The sequence below is a fragment of the Bacillus sp. LSHTCR4 genome, from assembly GCF_057197025.1.
The window spans coordinates 426174-439521 of sequence record NZ_JBXUNO010000002.1; the positions used below are offsets into that span (position 1 = coordinate 426174).

A 13348-nucleotide genomic window follows, 5' to 3' on the forward strand; every position below is an offset into this window, starting at 1 on the left:
ATAGGTGTCAAGACAGTTGAAAAGTGTAAAGTAGGAGGCAACAATTATGCCAAGTGCAGATGTCTTAATTATTGGAAGTGGCGTTGCGGCACTTCGTGTTGCGAAAGAGATTTGTCACGAAAAGAATGTGATTATTATCACAAAGGAAACGAATCGTAATAATAATACATATTTAGCGCAAGGTGGAATTGCCGCAGCGGTAGCTACATATGACAATCCGAATGATCATTTTGAAGATACGTTAGTAGCAGGATGTCACTATAACAATGAAGATGTGGTCCGTCATTTAGTCGAGGAAGGACCGAAAGAAATAAATAATCTCATTAAAAATGGAATGAAATTTGATGGAGATGAAACGGGTCCTCATCTTGGAAAAGAAGGTGCACATCGAAAGCGCCGCATTTTACATGCAGGTGGCGATGCGACAGGAAAGAATTTATTAGAGCATTTCATTCAAGAAGTAGCGCCGCACGTTACGGTAGTGGAACAGGAAATGGTGCTTGATTTTATTATAGAAAACGAAAAATGTGCTGGAGTTTTAACACGAGATAGTGAAGGGAAACTGAAGCGTTATGATGCAGATTATACGGTGCTAGCCTCAGGCGGGATTGGTGGTTTATACGCCTTTACTTCTAATGACAAAACAATTACGGGTGATGGAATTGCGATGGTATACCGCGCAGGTGGAGAACTCGTAGATTTAGAGTTTGTACAATTTCATCCAACAATGTTATATGCAGGCGGGCGATGCTGTGGACTTGTTTCTGAAGCTGTCCGTGGTGAAGGAGCTGTCCTTATAAATGGGAAAGGGCAGCGTTTTATGGTGGATATACACCATGATCATGATCTCGCACCGCGTGATGTAGTGGCAAGAGCAATTCATGAACAGCTTTTGTCGGGTGAAAAAGTGTATTTGAATATCGAGTCCATCCAAAATTTCGAAGAACGTTTTCCAACTGTATCAGCATTGTGTAAAAAGAATGGTGTTGATATAAATGAAAAACGCATTCCGGTCGTACCTGGAGCTCATTTTCATATGGGCGGCGTGAAAACAAACTGTGATGGAGAGACGTCCATTCCAAATTTATATGCAGTCGGTGAAGTAGCTTGTAATGGTGTTCATGGAGCAAATAGATTAGCAAGTAATTCGTTATTAGAAGGTCTCGTGTTTGGAAAAAGAATAGGACAACATATTTTAACGAAAGCGACAAAAGACAGATTGAACAACTTTGCTGAGAAGGAAAAGAAATTTATCGTTCTGAATCATTTGCCGACGAAAGAAGAAATACAAGAATGCATGATGAAATATGTTGGGATTGTGCGAACAGAGCAAAGTTTATCTTCTGCAAAGAGATGGCTTAGTAAGTACGGTGTTCGAAATATGATATTACAACATGATGTTCTTACAAATGAAGAGATAACGCTTATTAATATGTTAACAGTTTGTGAGCTTATCGTCGTATCAGCTTTGCAAAGAGAAGAAAGCATTGGTGGTCATTATCGAAGTGATTATCCACATAGAAATAGCGTAAAAAAAGAGATCATTCGAGTGAAAAGAAAACTACAACTTGTGTAATGAGGGGAAGAGGGGCTTTATGAATACGATAAAGGTTAAAGAAGCATTAAATCGATTTTTTCTAGAAGATATAGGAGAAAGAGATGTAACATCTCAGTTTATTTTTCCAGATAATTTACTTTCAAAAGGAACGTTTCTTGCGAAGGATACAGGGGTCTTTGCGGGACGTTTAGTCATTGAAGAAGGGTTTAAATTAATTGATGAGAGAATTGAAGTGGAGCTTCATAAAAAAGATGGAGATCTTGTAGAAAAAGGCGAAATAATTGCAACTATCCAAGGGCCAATCGCATCGTTATTAACGGCAGAGCGCGTTATATTAAACGTTATCCAGCGTATGAGCGGGATAGCGACAATGACACATAAAGCTGTTTTTGCTTTAGATAGCAGCCATACACGCATTTGTGATACGCGAAAAACGATGCCAGGGCTACGTATGTTTGATAAGTATGCAGTTGTATGCGGAGGCGGATTTAATCACCGTTTCGGCTTATATGACGGTGTCATGATCAAAGACAATCATATTGCTTTTGCTGGTTCTATTACGAAAGCTGTTACATCGGTGAAAGAAAAATTAGGACATATGGTGAAAGTAGAAGTAGAAACAGAAACTGAGGAACAAGTGAGAGAGGCTGTAGCTGCTGGTGCGGATATTATTATGTTTGATAACCGTACGCCAGATGAGATTTGGGAGTTTTCAAAGATTGTGCCAAGCGCTATCGTTACGGAAGCATCGGGAGGCATTACAATTGAAGATTTATCGAAATACGGAAAAACAGGGGTAGATTACATTTCACTTGGAGCGTTAACACATTCAGTGAAAGCACTTGATATTAGTTTCAATATTGAAGCGTAAGGAAAGTGGCTTAGAGGGGGAGAAAGAAATATGAGTATTTTAGAAAAAGTGCAGCCAATTGAAACGATGTTACCAGAGCGTTATTACACGATGTCAACAGAAGATATGGAAAAGCGTGTTCGTGAAATTAAAGAAAAAATGGGGGAAACGTTATTTATTCCAGGACATCATTATCAAAAAGATGAAGTTGTACAATTTTCAGATGCAGCAGGAGATTCACTTCAGCTTGCGCAAGTTGCAGCGAGCAATAAAGAAGCAAAATATATTGTATTTTGTGGTGTACACTTTATGGCAGAAACAGCTGATATGTTAACGACAGATGATCAAATCGTTATTTTGCCAGATATGCGCGCAGGTTGTTCGATGGCAGATATGGCAGATATCGAACAAACAGAAAGAGCATGGAAAGAGCTTACAAAATTATTTGGAGATACGATGATTCCGTTAACGTATGTGAACTCTACGGCTGCCATTAAAGCGTTTTGTGGTCGTAATGGCGGAGCGACAGTAACGTCTTCTAATGCAAAACAAATGGTATCTTGGGCGTTTACACAAAAAGAGCGTCTCGTCTTTTTACCAGACCAACATTTAGGAAGAAATACAGCGTACGATTTAGGTATACCGTTAGATAAAATGGCAGTATGGGACCCGCATACTGATTCATTAGAGTACGATGGAGATATAGAAGAAATTCAAGTGATTTTATGGAAAGGGCATTGTTCAGTTCATCAAAACTTTACAGTGAAAAATATAGAGAATGTACGAAAAAATCATCCGGATATGAATATTATTGTACATCCGGAATGTTGCTATGAAGTTGTAGCTGCTTCGGATTATGCAGGTTCAACGAAATACATTATTGATATGATTGAATCGGCTCCATCCGGAAGTAAATGGGCGATTGGTACAGAAATGAATTTAGTGAACCGCATTATTCAACAACATCCAGATAAAGAGATTGTTTCACTTAACCCCTTTATGTGTCCATGTTTAACGATGAACCGAATTGATTTGCCACACTTATTATGGGCGCTTGAAACGATAGAAAGAGGAGAAGAAATTAACGTTATTAGCGTAGATAAACAAGTGACTGAAGAAGCGGTTCTTGCATTAAATCGTATGTTAGAGCGTGTATGAAGCAGCGGGATTCCCGGTGCTTTTTTTCATACACATAATCAGAACGAAATGGGCATACATTGTTTTGAAGAAATCATTGCGATTTTTTTATGCTTATTCCACTTCAAATGATATTGAAAATCGAAGAAGTGATGAAAGTGAAAAGAAGTTAACGTTATGTAGAAAGAGTTACTTCATGAGATTTGTTACTTATAGATAAGTTATACAGGAGGGGGAAAATTTGAAAATTCATATCGTGCAAAAAGGGGATACCCTTTGGAAAATTGCGAAAAAGTACGGAGTGGATTTTGATACGCTGAAAAAAACAAATACACAACTTAGTAATCCAGATCTAATCATGCCAGGTATGAAAATTAAAGTACCATCAAACAGCGTTCACGTGAAACAACATGCTGGTGCAGGCTCAGCACCTCCAAAACAATACGTAAAAGAAGTGCAACAAAAAGAATTTGCAGCAACGCCAACGCCGCTTGGAATAGAAGATGAAGAAGAAGTTACGTATCAATCAGCGCCAATTACACAGCAGCCTGCTATGCAACAAACGCAAAAAGAAGTGCAAGTAAAACCGCAGAAGGAAATGCAAGTGAAACCACAAAAAGAAGTACAGGTAAAACCGCAGAAGGAAATGCAAGTGAAACCACAAAAAGAAGTACAGGTAAAACCACAGAAGGAAATGCAAGTGAAACCGCAAAAAGAAGTACAGGTAAAGCCTCAAAAAGAAGTGCAAAAAGAAAAGCCAATTCAAATAGAAAAACCAGTTGAAAAACCGTCTGTTATTCAAAAGCCACCTGTTATAGAAAAACAAAAACCAGCAGAGAAAGAAAATACGAAGTTTTCGGTCAATGTGTTACCACAGCCACCACAACCACCAATAAAAGCGAAAAAAGAATATAAAATTTCAGATGTAATTAAAAAAGGAAGCGAATTAATTGCTCCTCAAATTACTAAAATGAAACCTAATAACATCATTTCTCCGCAAACGAAAAAAGATAATATAGTGTCACCGCAAGTGAAGAAAGAAAATATAGGGAATATCGTATCCCCACAAGTAAAGAAAGAAAATATAGGAAATATAGTGTCACCGCAAGTGAAGAAAGAAAATGTAGGGAATATCATATCCCCACAAGTAAAGAAAGAAAATATAGGAAACATAGTGTCACCGCAAGTGAAGAAAGAAAATATAGGAAACATAGTATCACCACAAGTAAAGAAAGAAAATGTAGGAAATATAGTGTCACCAAATGTATCGAAAGAAAATGTAGTTATTCCGCAAGTAATACCGCCAAATATTCAAGTGCCAAACATCATGCCAATGTTGGATAACAATCAGCCACCAAATATCATGCCAATTATGGATAATAATCAGCCACCAAACATCATGCCAATCATGGATAACAATCAACCACCAAACATCATGCCAATTATGGATAATAATCAAATACCAAATATGATGCCAATTATGGATAACAATCAAATGCCAAACATGATGCCAATTATGGATAACAATCAAATGCCGAACATGATGCCAATTATGGATAACAATCAAATGCCGAACATGATGCCAATTATGGATAACAATCAAATGCCAAACATGATGCCAATTATGGATAACAATCAAATGCCAAACATGATGCCGATTATGGATAATAATCAACCACCGAATATGATGCCATATCAAATGCCGTACCAACAACCTATGATGCCGCCGAATCCGTATTATCAACAACAAAATCCATATCAAATGCCATATCAGCAAGGAGCACCGTTTGGACCGCAATATACGTCTATGCCAAATCCAAATATGATGCCGATAGATAATAATATGCCGCCGCTCGTGCAAGGAGAGGAAGATTGTGGATGCGGAGGAGAGAGTAGGCTATATAGTCCGCAACCTGGAGGGCCACAATACGCGAATCCTTTATATTATCAACCAACTCAATCAGCATATGCACCACAGCCAGGAACGATGTATTATCAACCTGATCCGCCAAATGTATTTGGGGAGCCAGTTTCAGAAGAAGAGGATGAAGAAGAAGTTTAAAAAAAGGTGGGATTATTCCCACCTTTTTTGTATGTAGATTCATTCTGGAAACGAAAGATTTACACCAAATGTTAGAAAATCCCCAGTGAAATATTAACAGTGTAAAAACCTTCTCTGTTACTCATCATAAGAGGGAGCTTTTCAGAAGAGAAGCTCATTCTAACAGAGGGGGTTTTTGTATTGAATACGAAAGTAAAAGTGATTGCTGCTTCTTTGTTAGTTACTAGTGCATTAGCTGCATGTGGTACACCAAAAAACAATGCAATGGATGGACGTAACTACAATTACGAGCGTACATCTTATAATGATACACATCAGTATCGTGATAATGTGGCGCGTAACGATCGTTATACAGACTATGTAACATATAGAAATGGTCGTAACGATACAGGATATAACTATTACCGTGATGTAAATTACAACGGTCAAATTGCTAATCCGCATCCAACGCGTAATATTACAATGAACAATTCATACATTAACAATGATGGTAAAACTGCAGAAAGAATTACAAATCGTGTGAAACGTATGAATAACGTAGACCGTGTGTCTACAGTTGTATATGGAAACGATGTGGCGATTGCGGTAAAACCACGTAACACAGTGACAAATGAAACGGCGATGGCAAACGAAATTCGTCAAGCGGTTTCAAATGAAGTAGGAAACAGAAACGTATATGTTTCTGTAAGAAATGATATGTTTACTCGTGTCGATGCAATGAGTACACGCTTACGTAACGGTACAGTTACAAACGATTTTAATCGTGACATAGTGAATATGTTCCGAGACATTCGTTACGGTTTAACTGGTACAGTGCGATAGCAAAAACAAAAGAGGAAGGGGTAGCCCTTCCTCTTTATTCATCGTCATCTTGTAAACGACGCTTTTTAATAAAATAACTAATGGAATAAGAACCTAAAAAGCAAATAAAGAGAATGCCACCTGTTAAAATAGCTTCAAAGAGAGGTCTTTCTGGACTGAATATGATATAAATAATAGCCATAACAATTCCTACAATAAGAGAACGTAAAACAATTTTGTAATAAGGAGTTAATTTTATTTCTTTTTCGCTTTCTTCTACATCGATAGAAACGCTTAACTGTAAATAACTAAGCACAATACTCGTAAGTATAAATAATAGCCATAATGGTGATTTCGTAATTTGATCCATTCCTTCAGTGAATCCGATATAGCCTAAAATGCCAATTATACCAAGTGATTGAAAAAGAAAAGCAATTCGAATGTTTTTTAACGTTTGCAGAATAAGACGTTCATCCTTAATTTTTTTCATAATATCCATCTCCTGTTTATTATGATTTCGCTGTTATATTAATTGTAACATATATATTACATTTATCAATTTATAATTTACATATAATTCATTTGGATGAAAGAGGAAATAAAATATTTTTATAAACATGTTGCACTTATACTTTATTAATGTTATATTAGCAAAGCGATGAGCTAATTTACGTAAGACGAGAGATATGCTTAAGTGCTAAACACGCGAATGTGGTCGCCTGGTCTCTCGCCGTAAACGCATCAAGACGCCTGCTTTGCAGGCGTCTTTCATTTTATATGAATGTAATGGGAAGAATGGAGGAATCCGATCTTCCCTTTTTTATTTGAATAAAAGTCGGAAAATAAAGTTATTTACAAGTGTATATGAAAGAGTTATTATTTAATGGTAATATATTACATATTTTTAGTGTAAAAGGTTGGGATGAATAGGATATGGAGAATTTTGAATGTAGAAATACAGAAGTTGTATTAGAGAAATTTCAGGTCGTAACACCTATATTTCAGGCGTTGGGAGATGAGAATCGTCAGCAAATTATTATGCTGCTGTTAGAAAGCAAACAGATGAATGTAACGCAAATAACAGATAAAATGGGGATTTCTAGACCGGCTGTTTCGCATCATTTGAAAATTTTAAGACAAGCAGAACTAATTGTAGCGGATCGACATGGAAAAGAAATTTTTTATTCTATAATAGCTGGAGAATTTTTAAAACAGGTGAAGGATTTACTACAAGCAATAGAGTCAAATTATTAATTTTTTTTAACTAACACGCAAACAAGTTTAAACTTTTAAACCTGTTTGCGTAAAAGGGGTAATGAAAATGAACAGAATAAATCGTATGTATGTCATTATGTTATTTGTTCCTTTGTTTTGGGGTGGGTCTTTTGCATCAGCAGAACATGTTATTACTGAAATTCCACCGATCACTGCGGCAACAATTCGTTTTGGTTTAGCAGGTTGTATTTTAATAGGCATAGTTTTTATGAAATCTGAATGGAATACAAGTTTGTTATTAAAGAATTGGAAAGGGCTGTTATTTGTATCATTAACAGGTATTTTTGGCTATAATGTTTTTTTCTTTATGGGACTTAACTATACTTCTACTCTGAATGGCTCGCTTATTATTGCTACAATGCCCGTTTTTGTAACATTAGGAGCAATATTGTTTTTTAAAGAGTCTTGGAGTATAAAAGTCGGAATAAGTTTAATTTTGTCCCTTATCGGTGTAATAGTTGTGATTACGAGTGGTTCAATGAATACACTTATGTCTTTGTCATTTAATAAGGGAGATCTTTTATTTATAGCTGCTTTAATCTGTGGGGTGTTATATAGCTTAACAGGCAAAAAAGTTATGAGGGGTGTCTCCCCTTTGTTAACTACAATGAGTATGACGGTATTAGGTACTGTGTTTTTAGCGGGCCTTTCTCTATATGAAGATGGATGGGGAAAGGTTGGGGCATTTTCTTTACAGGGATGGATAGAAATGTTGTATATGGTCATATGCGGGACATTAATTGGATATATCGTGTTTAATAAAGGAGTAGAAGAGTTAGGTGCAAGCAAAACGAGTATGTATTTAAATCTAACTCCTATTGTAGCTACTGGTATATCAGTTGTCTTATATGGAGCAGCTGTTACGTGGCAACAAATAGCTGGAATGATAATTGTGTTAATTGGTGTTTACATAGCAACGGTGAAATCCAATAAAGATATAAAGAAGCTTTCGCATAATCAATACGCTTCTAAATAAATAGGAATAATTGAACTCTATAATTCTTGATGTGAGCAATCTATGAATTAGGGATAAAACCCCCATTTCCGGAAAAACTACTAATGAAAGTATGATCTTGCCTAAAAGAGGTGAACGGAAATGAAATGGATACTGATTGCGATGCAAGCTTTCGTTATTATGTTTTGTTTCGTTAATGGAACGAATGCGAAGGCGGAAGGGCCAGTACCAGAAGTAACAGAAAAAGAGCCTGAAGTTACAATTTTATTAGAGCGAATGTATGTTGATGGAGAAGTAAGTGAGGAAATCTTTACAGAAAAAGTAGCGGACTTGGAAAAGTTTTTACAGCAGTATAAAGAATGGCAGCTCGTTGATCGTGATGATGTACAAATCGTATTACAAAAGAAAGTTGACGATATTTCTCCGTTATTAAAAACGAGCGGTTATTTTGGAGTGTCAGAGGAAGGAATATTACAAATTTTTAAAGGTGTACCGAAAAGTGATAATGCGATTCATTCCTTCTTTCAAATTGATATGAAAAAGCTTGAGAGTTATGAGCGTGCGAAATTGAAGCGTGGTATTCGTATTAAATCAAAAGAAGGTTTTGTGAAGACGATTGAAAAAATGAAGCAATATGCAGTGCAAAATAAGAAAAGAAGCAGCTCATGATGAGCTGCTTTTTTTACTTGTTTTTATCTAAAATTTGTTTTGCGATTTCATCGATTAGCATATCTTTTCCGATTGGATTGAAAGCTTTCGTATTGAAGCTTTCGTTTGATACTTCATATACATGATTGTTTTTCACAGCTTTATTGTCTTTCCAAACAGCACTGTTTTTGTAGTCTTCGTAAACTTTATCAGCTTCGCCGCTAAAGTTTACAATAAACATTTGGTCAGGCTGGAATGCAACAAGACCTTCTAGTGATACTTGCGCCATCGTTTGTTTTAAATCTGTACCTTTTATTGCTGGAAGTTTTAAGTCGTTAAAGATGATGTCACCGTACCCGAAGCTACCGTATACACGTAAGTTTTGTGGTGTAACTGCGACGAACATAAAGTTCTCATCTTTTGTTTTCTCTTTAATCTTTTTAGATAAAGAGTCTGCTTTTTTATCGTAGTCTGCAATCCATTTGTCCGCTTTCTTTTCTTCATCAAATAGTTTACCTACTTCTTTAAACTTACCACGCCAGTCTTCTAAGTTTGTTTCTAGAACTACTGTCGGTGCAACCTTTTCTAATTGATCATAAATCTTTAATTGGCGATTATTTAAAATAATTAAGTCTGGTTTTAAAGCAGTAACAGCTTCTAAATCAACTTTAGGTGCCCAGTACCAGCCTACTGCTTTTACGCCATCTAATTTTTCTGTTAAGTGATTTTGGATTTTATCTTTATATGTATTTGCTGTACCAACAGGTTTGTGCCCAAGAAGTAATAATTCTTCCGTTGAACCAGATAAATCAACAATTCTCTTTGGATTTACTGGAATTGTAGCTTCCCCTTTAGCGTGTTTTACCACTTTTGTTTTCGGTTGTTCTTTTGCTTTTGATTCTTCTTTTTGAGAAGAACAGCCAACGATAGAAAGAACAACTAGCATAATAGTAAATAAAATAAATAACTTCTGTTTCATCCTGATGTAACCCCTTTAATTGGTATTGATAATCATTATCGACTTCTGTATATTAATGTGCTTTATACTTTCTGTCAATGGAAAATAACAGAAGGTTTAAATAGAGAACATTTGTTGGGGCAGTCTCGCTTTTCTATCATTAAATATGTTAAAATGGAATACATGATTTAAGAGGGAGAGATCGTATTTTGTTTGAATATGTTACAGGTTACGTGGAGTATGTAGGACCGGAATATGTCGTAATTGATCATAATGGAATTGGTTATCAAATTTTCACACCAAATCCGTATGTATTTCAAAGAAGTAAGCAAGAAATCCGTGTCTATACATATCATTATGTGAGAGAAGATATTATGGCACTTTACGGGTTTAAAACACGTGAAGAGCGTTTATTATTTACAAAGTTGTTAGGTGTGTCTGGTATTGGACCAAAAGGCGCTCTTGCGATATTAGCTTCTGGTCAAACAGGACAGGTCGTTCAAGCGATTGAACATGAAGACGAGAAGTTTTTAGTGAAATTCCCAGGCGTAGGAAAGAAAACAGCGCGTCAAATGATTTTAGATTTAAAAGGAAAACTAGCAGACGTTGTACCAGATGCATTTGTTGATTTATTCTCAGACGAAGAACGTTTTGATGAGAAGAAAGGTTCGTCAGCTGAACTTGATGAGGCGCTGGAAGCTCTGCGCGCACTTGGATACGCGGAACGAGAAGTTTCTCGCGTTGTACCAGAGTTATTAAAAGAATCATTAACGACGGATCAGTATATTAAAAAGGCACTTAGTCTTTTACTAAATGGTAAGAGGTGAGTATAATGGACGAACGTCTCCTTTCAGGGGAATCTGCATATGAAGATGCGGATTTAGAATATTCATTACGGCCACAGACGCTCCGTCAGTATATTGGCCAAGATAAAGCGAAACATAATTTAGAGGTGTTTATTGAAGCGGCGAAAATGCGTGAAGAGACGCTAGATCACGTGCTTTTATATGGACCACCAGGTCTTGGTAAAACAACGCTTGCGAATATTATTGCCAATGAAATGGGCGTAAATGTTAGAACAACTTCAGGACCGGCAATTGAAAGACCAGGTGATTTAGCGGCTGTTTTAACAGCACTTCAGCCAGGGGATGTATTATTTATTGATGAAATTCATCGTTTGCATAGATCAATTGAAGAAGTACTATATCCTGCGATGGAAGACTTTTGCCTTGATATCGTAATTGGAAAAGGGCCTTCAGCACGGTCTGTACGATTAGATTTACCGCCATTTACATTAGTTGGAGCAACGACGCGTGCAGGTGCATTATCAGCGCCGCTTCGTGACCGTTTCGGTGTGCTTTCAAGATTAGAATATTACACAGTAGATCAGCTTTCTGAGATTGTTGAACGTACAGCAGAAGTATTCGAAGTTGAAATTGACTCGTTAGCCGCACTAGAAATTGCAAGACGTGCTCGTGGTACACCTCGTATTGCGAATCGTTTATTACGACGTGTACGAGATTTCGCACAAGTTCGTGGTAATGGAACGGTTACGATGGAAATTACACAAATGGCGTTAGAACTACTGCAAGTAGATAAATTAGGTCTAGATCATATTGACCATAAATTATTGCTTGGTATTATTGAGAAATTCCGCGGTGGTCCAGTTGGATTAGAAACGGTTTCGGCAACGATTGGAGAAGAATCTCATACGATTGAAGATGTGTATGAGCCGTATTTATTACAAATTGGCTTTTTACAACGAACGCCAAGGGGCCGAATTGTAACGCCACTTGCATATGAGCATTTCGGAATGGAGATGCCAAAAATATGACGGAGATGCCAAAATTGCTTATTACAGCAGGTATCTTACTTATCGTTGTTGGCTTAGCTTGGAAGTTCATTGGAAGACTTCCAGGCGATATTTTTGTGAAAAAAGGAAACGTTACCTTTTATTTTCCTATCATTACATGTATTGTGTTAAGTATTGTATTATCTTTTATTATGTATATAATAAATCGATTCAAATAAGAAATAGGTGGATATAGTTATGGATATTAATCTGTTTGATTTTCATTTACCAGAAGAACTTATTGCACAAGTCCCATTAGAAGAGCGTGAAACATCAAGATTAATGGTGTTAGACCGCGAAACAGGTGATATTGAGCATAAACATTTTACAGACATTCTTTCTTACTTACATGAGGGGGATTGCTTAGTTTTAAATGAAACGAAGGTAATGCCTGCTCGTCTGCATGGTGTGAAAGAAGATACAGGCGCACACATTGAAGTACTTCTTTTAAAACAAGAAGAAGGTGATAAGTGGGAGACGCTTGTTAAGCCAGCGAAACGTGTAAAAGAAGGAACTGTTATCTCTTTTGGCGAAGGGAAATTAAAAGCAACTTGCACAGGAACTGCAGATCAAGGTGGACGTCAGCTTGAATTTTCATATGACGGCATCTTCTATGAAATTTTAGATGAACTTGGAGAAATGCCACTTCCTCCATATATTAAAGAGACGCTAGAAGATCGCGATCGCTATCAAACAGTATATGCGAAAGAAATCGGTTCAGCAGCAGCGCCGACTGCAGGACTTCACTTTACAGAAGAGTTACTGGAGAAGTTAAAACAAAAAGGTATTGAGTTAGCATTTATTACACTTCACGTAGGGCTTGGAACATTTAGACCAGTTTCTGCTGATACGATTGAAGAACACCATATGCACGCAGAATATTACCATATGTCTGAAGAGACAGCGGCATTATTAAACCGTGTAAAAGAGAATGGTGGACGTATCATTACGGTAGGTACGACATCAACTCGTACGTTAGAAACAATTGCGACAGATCATGATGGCAAGCTTTGTGCTGCTTCTGGCTGGACAGACATTTTTATGTACCCAGGTTACGAATTTAAAGCAATTGATGGTTTAATTACAAACTTCCATTTACCAAAATCAACATTAATTATGCTTGTAAGTGCATTTGCAAATAGAGATAATGTACTTCATGCTTATAATGAAGCAGTAAAAGAAAAATATCGTTTCTTTAGCTTTGGTGATGCAATGTTCGTTGCCTCTCACGCTAAAATGGGAAACAAATAAA

At 36.7% G+C, this 13348-nt stretch carries 13 protein-coding genes and 1 pseudogene; 12 read left to right on the top strand and 2 right to left on the bottom strand.

Going from position 1 to position 13348, the window contains the following annotated elements; genetic code table 11:
- The first annotated feature begins 46 nt into the window (after nucleotides 1-46).
- The 5 genes and pseudogenes from nadB (at nucleotide 47) to AC2CGR_RS15910 (ending at nucleotide 6429) form a co-directional block, all read left to right on the top strand.
- Nucleotides 47-1576: an L-aspartate oxidase gene (gene nadB / locus AC2CGR_RS15890; RefSeq protein ID WP_087965883.1), complete on the top strand. Its 1530-nt coding sequence runs from the start codon at nucleotides 47-49 to the stop codon at nucleotides 1574-1576.
- Nucleotides 1577-1595: 19 nt separating this feature from the next.
- Nucleotides 1596-2429, top strand: a complete 834-nt coding sequence (gene nadC, locus AC2CGR_RS15895) for a carboxylating nicotinate-nucleotide diphosphorylase (protein ID WP_087965881.1) — start codon at nucleotides 1596-1598, stop codon at nucleotides 2427-2429.
- A gap of 30 nt (nucleotides 2430-2459) precedes the next feature.
- Nucleotides 2460-3566: a quinolinate synthase NadA gene (nadA, locus tag AC2CGR_RS15900; RefSeq protein ID WP_061688010.1), complete on the top strand. Its 1107-nt coding sequence runs from the start codon at nucleotides 2460-2462 to the stop codon at nucleotides 3564-3566.
- Nucleotides 3567-3786: 220 nt separating this feature from the next.
- Nucleotides 3787-3943: pseudogene (gene safA / locus AC2CGR_RS15905) on the top strand (SafA/ExsA family spore coat assembly protein); the annotation flags it as partial.
- A gap of 1844 nt (nucleotides 3944-5787) precedes the next feature.
- Nucleotides 5788-6429 (top strand): YhcN/YlaJ family sporulation lipoprotein, encoded by a 642-nt coding sequence (locus tag AC2CGR_RS15910; RefSeq protein WP_484480997.1) that lies wholly within the window; start codon nucleotides 5788-5790, stop codon nucleotides 6427-6429.
- 34 nt (nucleotides 6430-6463) lie between these two features.
- Here AC2CGR_RS15910 and AC2CGR_RS15915 read toward each other — a convergent pair whose 3' ends face one another.
- Entirely contained in the window at nucleotides 6464-6898 is a 435-nt protein-coding gene (locus AC2CGR_RS15915; RefSeq protein WP_000721231.1) for a hypothetical protein, read from the bottom strand.
- Between the two features lie 443 nt (nucleotides 6899-7341).
- Between AC2CGR_RS15915 and AC2CGR_RS15920 the strand changes: the two genes are divergently transcribed.
- The 3 genes from AC2CGR_RS15920 (at nucleotide 7342) to AC2CGR_RS15930 (ending at nucleotide 9307) form a co-directional block, all read left to right on the top strand.
- Nucleotides 7342-7662 (top strand): ArsR/SmtB family transcription factor, encoded by a 321-nt coding sequence (locus tag AC2CGR_RS15920; protein ID WP_087965877.1) that lies wholly within the window; start codon nucleotides 7342-7344, stop codon nucleotides 7660-7662.
- Nucleotides 7663-7729: 67 nt separating this feature from the next.
- On the top strand, nucleotides 7730-8659 hold the full coding sequence (locus AC2CGR_RS15925; RefSeq protein WP_484480998.1) for a DMT family transporter: 930 nt from the start codon (nucleotides 7730-7732) through the stop codon (nucleotides 8657-8659).
- 120 nt (nucleotides 8660-8779) lie between these two features.
- Nucleotides 8780-9307: a BofC C-terminal domain-containing protein gene (locus AC2CGR_RS15930; RefSeq protein WP_087965873.1), complete on the top strand. Its 528-nt coding sequence runs from the start codon at nucleotides 8780-8782 to the stop codon at nucleotides 9305-9307.
- 13 nt (nucleotides 9308-9320) lie between these two features.
- Here AC2CGR_RS15930 and AC2CGR_RS15935 read toward each other — a convergent pair whose 3' ends face one another.
- Entirely contained in the window at nucleotides 9321-10265 is a 945-nt protein-coding gene (locus AC2CGR_RS15935; RefSeq protein ID WP_484480999.1) for an iron-hydroxamate ABC transporter substrate-binding protein, read from the bottom strand.
- 188 nt (nucleotides 10266-10453) lie between these two features.
- Here AC2CGR_RS15935 and ruvA point away from each other — a divergent pair, with 188 nt between their 5' ends.
- Genes ruvA through queA form a run of 4 tightly spaced genes read left to right on the top strand, consistent with a single transcriptional unit; the run spans nucleotide 10454 to nucleotide 13347 of the window.
- Complete coding sequence (ruvA, locus tag AC2CGR_RS15940) at nucleotides 10454-11071, top strand: Holliday junction DNA helicase RuvA (protein WP_000464508.1); 618 nt, start codon at nucleotides 10454-10456, stop codon at nucleotides 11069-11071.
- A gap of 5 nt (nucleotides 11072-11076) precedes the next feature.
- A complete protein-coding gene (ruvB, locus tag AC2CGR_RS15945; RefSeq protein WP_000344453.1) occupies nucleotides 11077-12078 on the top strand; it encodes a Holliday junction branch migration DNA helicase RuvB in 1002 nt (333 codons plus the stop codon).
- Nucleotides 12075-12275 (top strand): DUF2905 domain-containing protein, encoded by a 201-nt coding sequence (locus tag AC2CGR_RS15950; RefSeq protein ID WP_000138162.1) that lies wholly within the window; start codon nucleotides 12075-12077, stop codon nucleotides 12273-12275. The genes ruvB and AC2CGR_RS15950 overlap by 4 nt, the downstream gene beginning before the upstream one ends.
- A 19-nt stretch (nucleotides 12276-12294) precedes the next feature.
- On the top strand, nucleotides 12295-13347 hold the full coding sequence (queA, locus tag AC2CGR_RS15955) for a tRNA preQ1(34) S-adenosylmethionine ribosyltransferase-isomerase QueA (protein WP_087965869.1): 1053 nt from the start codon (nucleotides 12295-12297) through the stop codon (nucleotides 13345-13347).
- Nucleotide 13348 lies beyond the last annotated feature (1 nt).

What these genes read in the sequence shown, in the direction of transcription:
- AC2CGR_RS15915 (WP_000721231.1), bottom strand. Translation starts at nt 6,898, where the DNA reads ATGAAAAAAATTAAGGATGAACGTCTTATTCTGCAAACGTTAAAAAAC.
- ruvB (WP_000344453.1), top strand. Translation starts at nt 11,077, where the DNA reads ATGGACGAACGTCTCCTTTCAGGGGAATCTGCATATGAAGATGCGGAT.
- AC2CGR_RS15930 (WP_087965873.1), top strand. Translation starts at nt 8,780, where the DNA reads ATGAAATGGATACTGATTGCGATGCAAGCTTTCGTTATTATGTTTTGT.
- nadA (WP_061688010.1), top strand. Translation starts at nt 2,460, where the DNA reads ATGAGTATTTTAGAAAAAGTGCAGCCAATTGAAACGATGTTACCAGAG.
- queA (WP_087965869.1), top strand. Translation starts at nt 12,295, where the DNA reads ATGGATATTAATCTGTTTGATTTTCATTTACCAGAAGAACTTATTGCA.
- nadC (WP_087965881.1), top strand. Translation starts at nt 1,596, where the DNA reads ATGAATACGATAAAGGTTAAAGAAGCATTAAATCGATTTTTTCTAGAA.
- AC2CGR_RS15935 (WP_484480999.1), bottom strand. Translation starts at nt 10,265, where the DNA reads ATGAAACAGAAGTTATTTATTTTATTTACTATTATGCTAGTTGTTCTT.
- AC2CGR_RS15950 (WP_000138162.1), top strand. Translation starts at nt 12,075, where the DNA reads ATGACGGAGATGCCAAAATTGCTTATTACAGCAGGTATCTTACTTATC.
- AC2CGR_RS15920 (WP_087965877.1), top strand. Translation starts at nt 7,342, where the DNA reads ATGGAGAATTTTGAATGTAGAAATACAGAAGTTGTATTAGAGAAATTT.
- AC2CGR_RS15925 (WP_484480998.1), top strand. Translation starts at nt 7,730, where the DNA reads ATGAACAGAATAAATCGTATGTATGTCATTATGTTATTTGTTCCTTTG.
- nadB (WP_087965883.1), top strand. Translation starts at nt 47, where the DNA reads ATGCCAAGTGCAGATGTCTTAATTATTGGAAGTGGCGTTGCGGCACTT.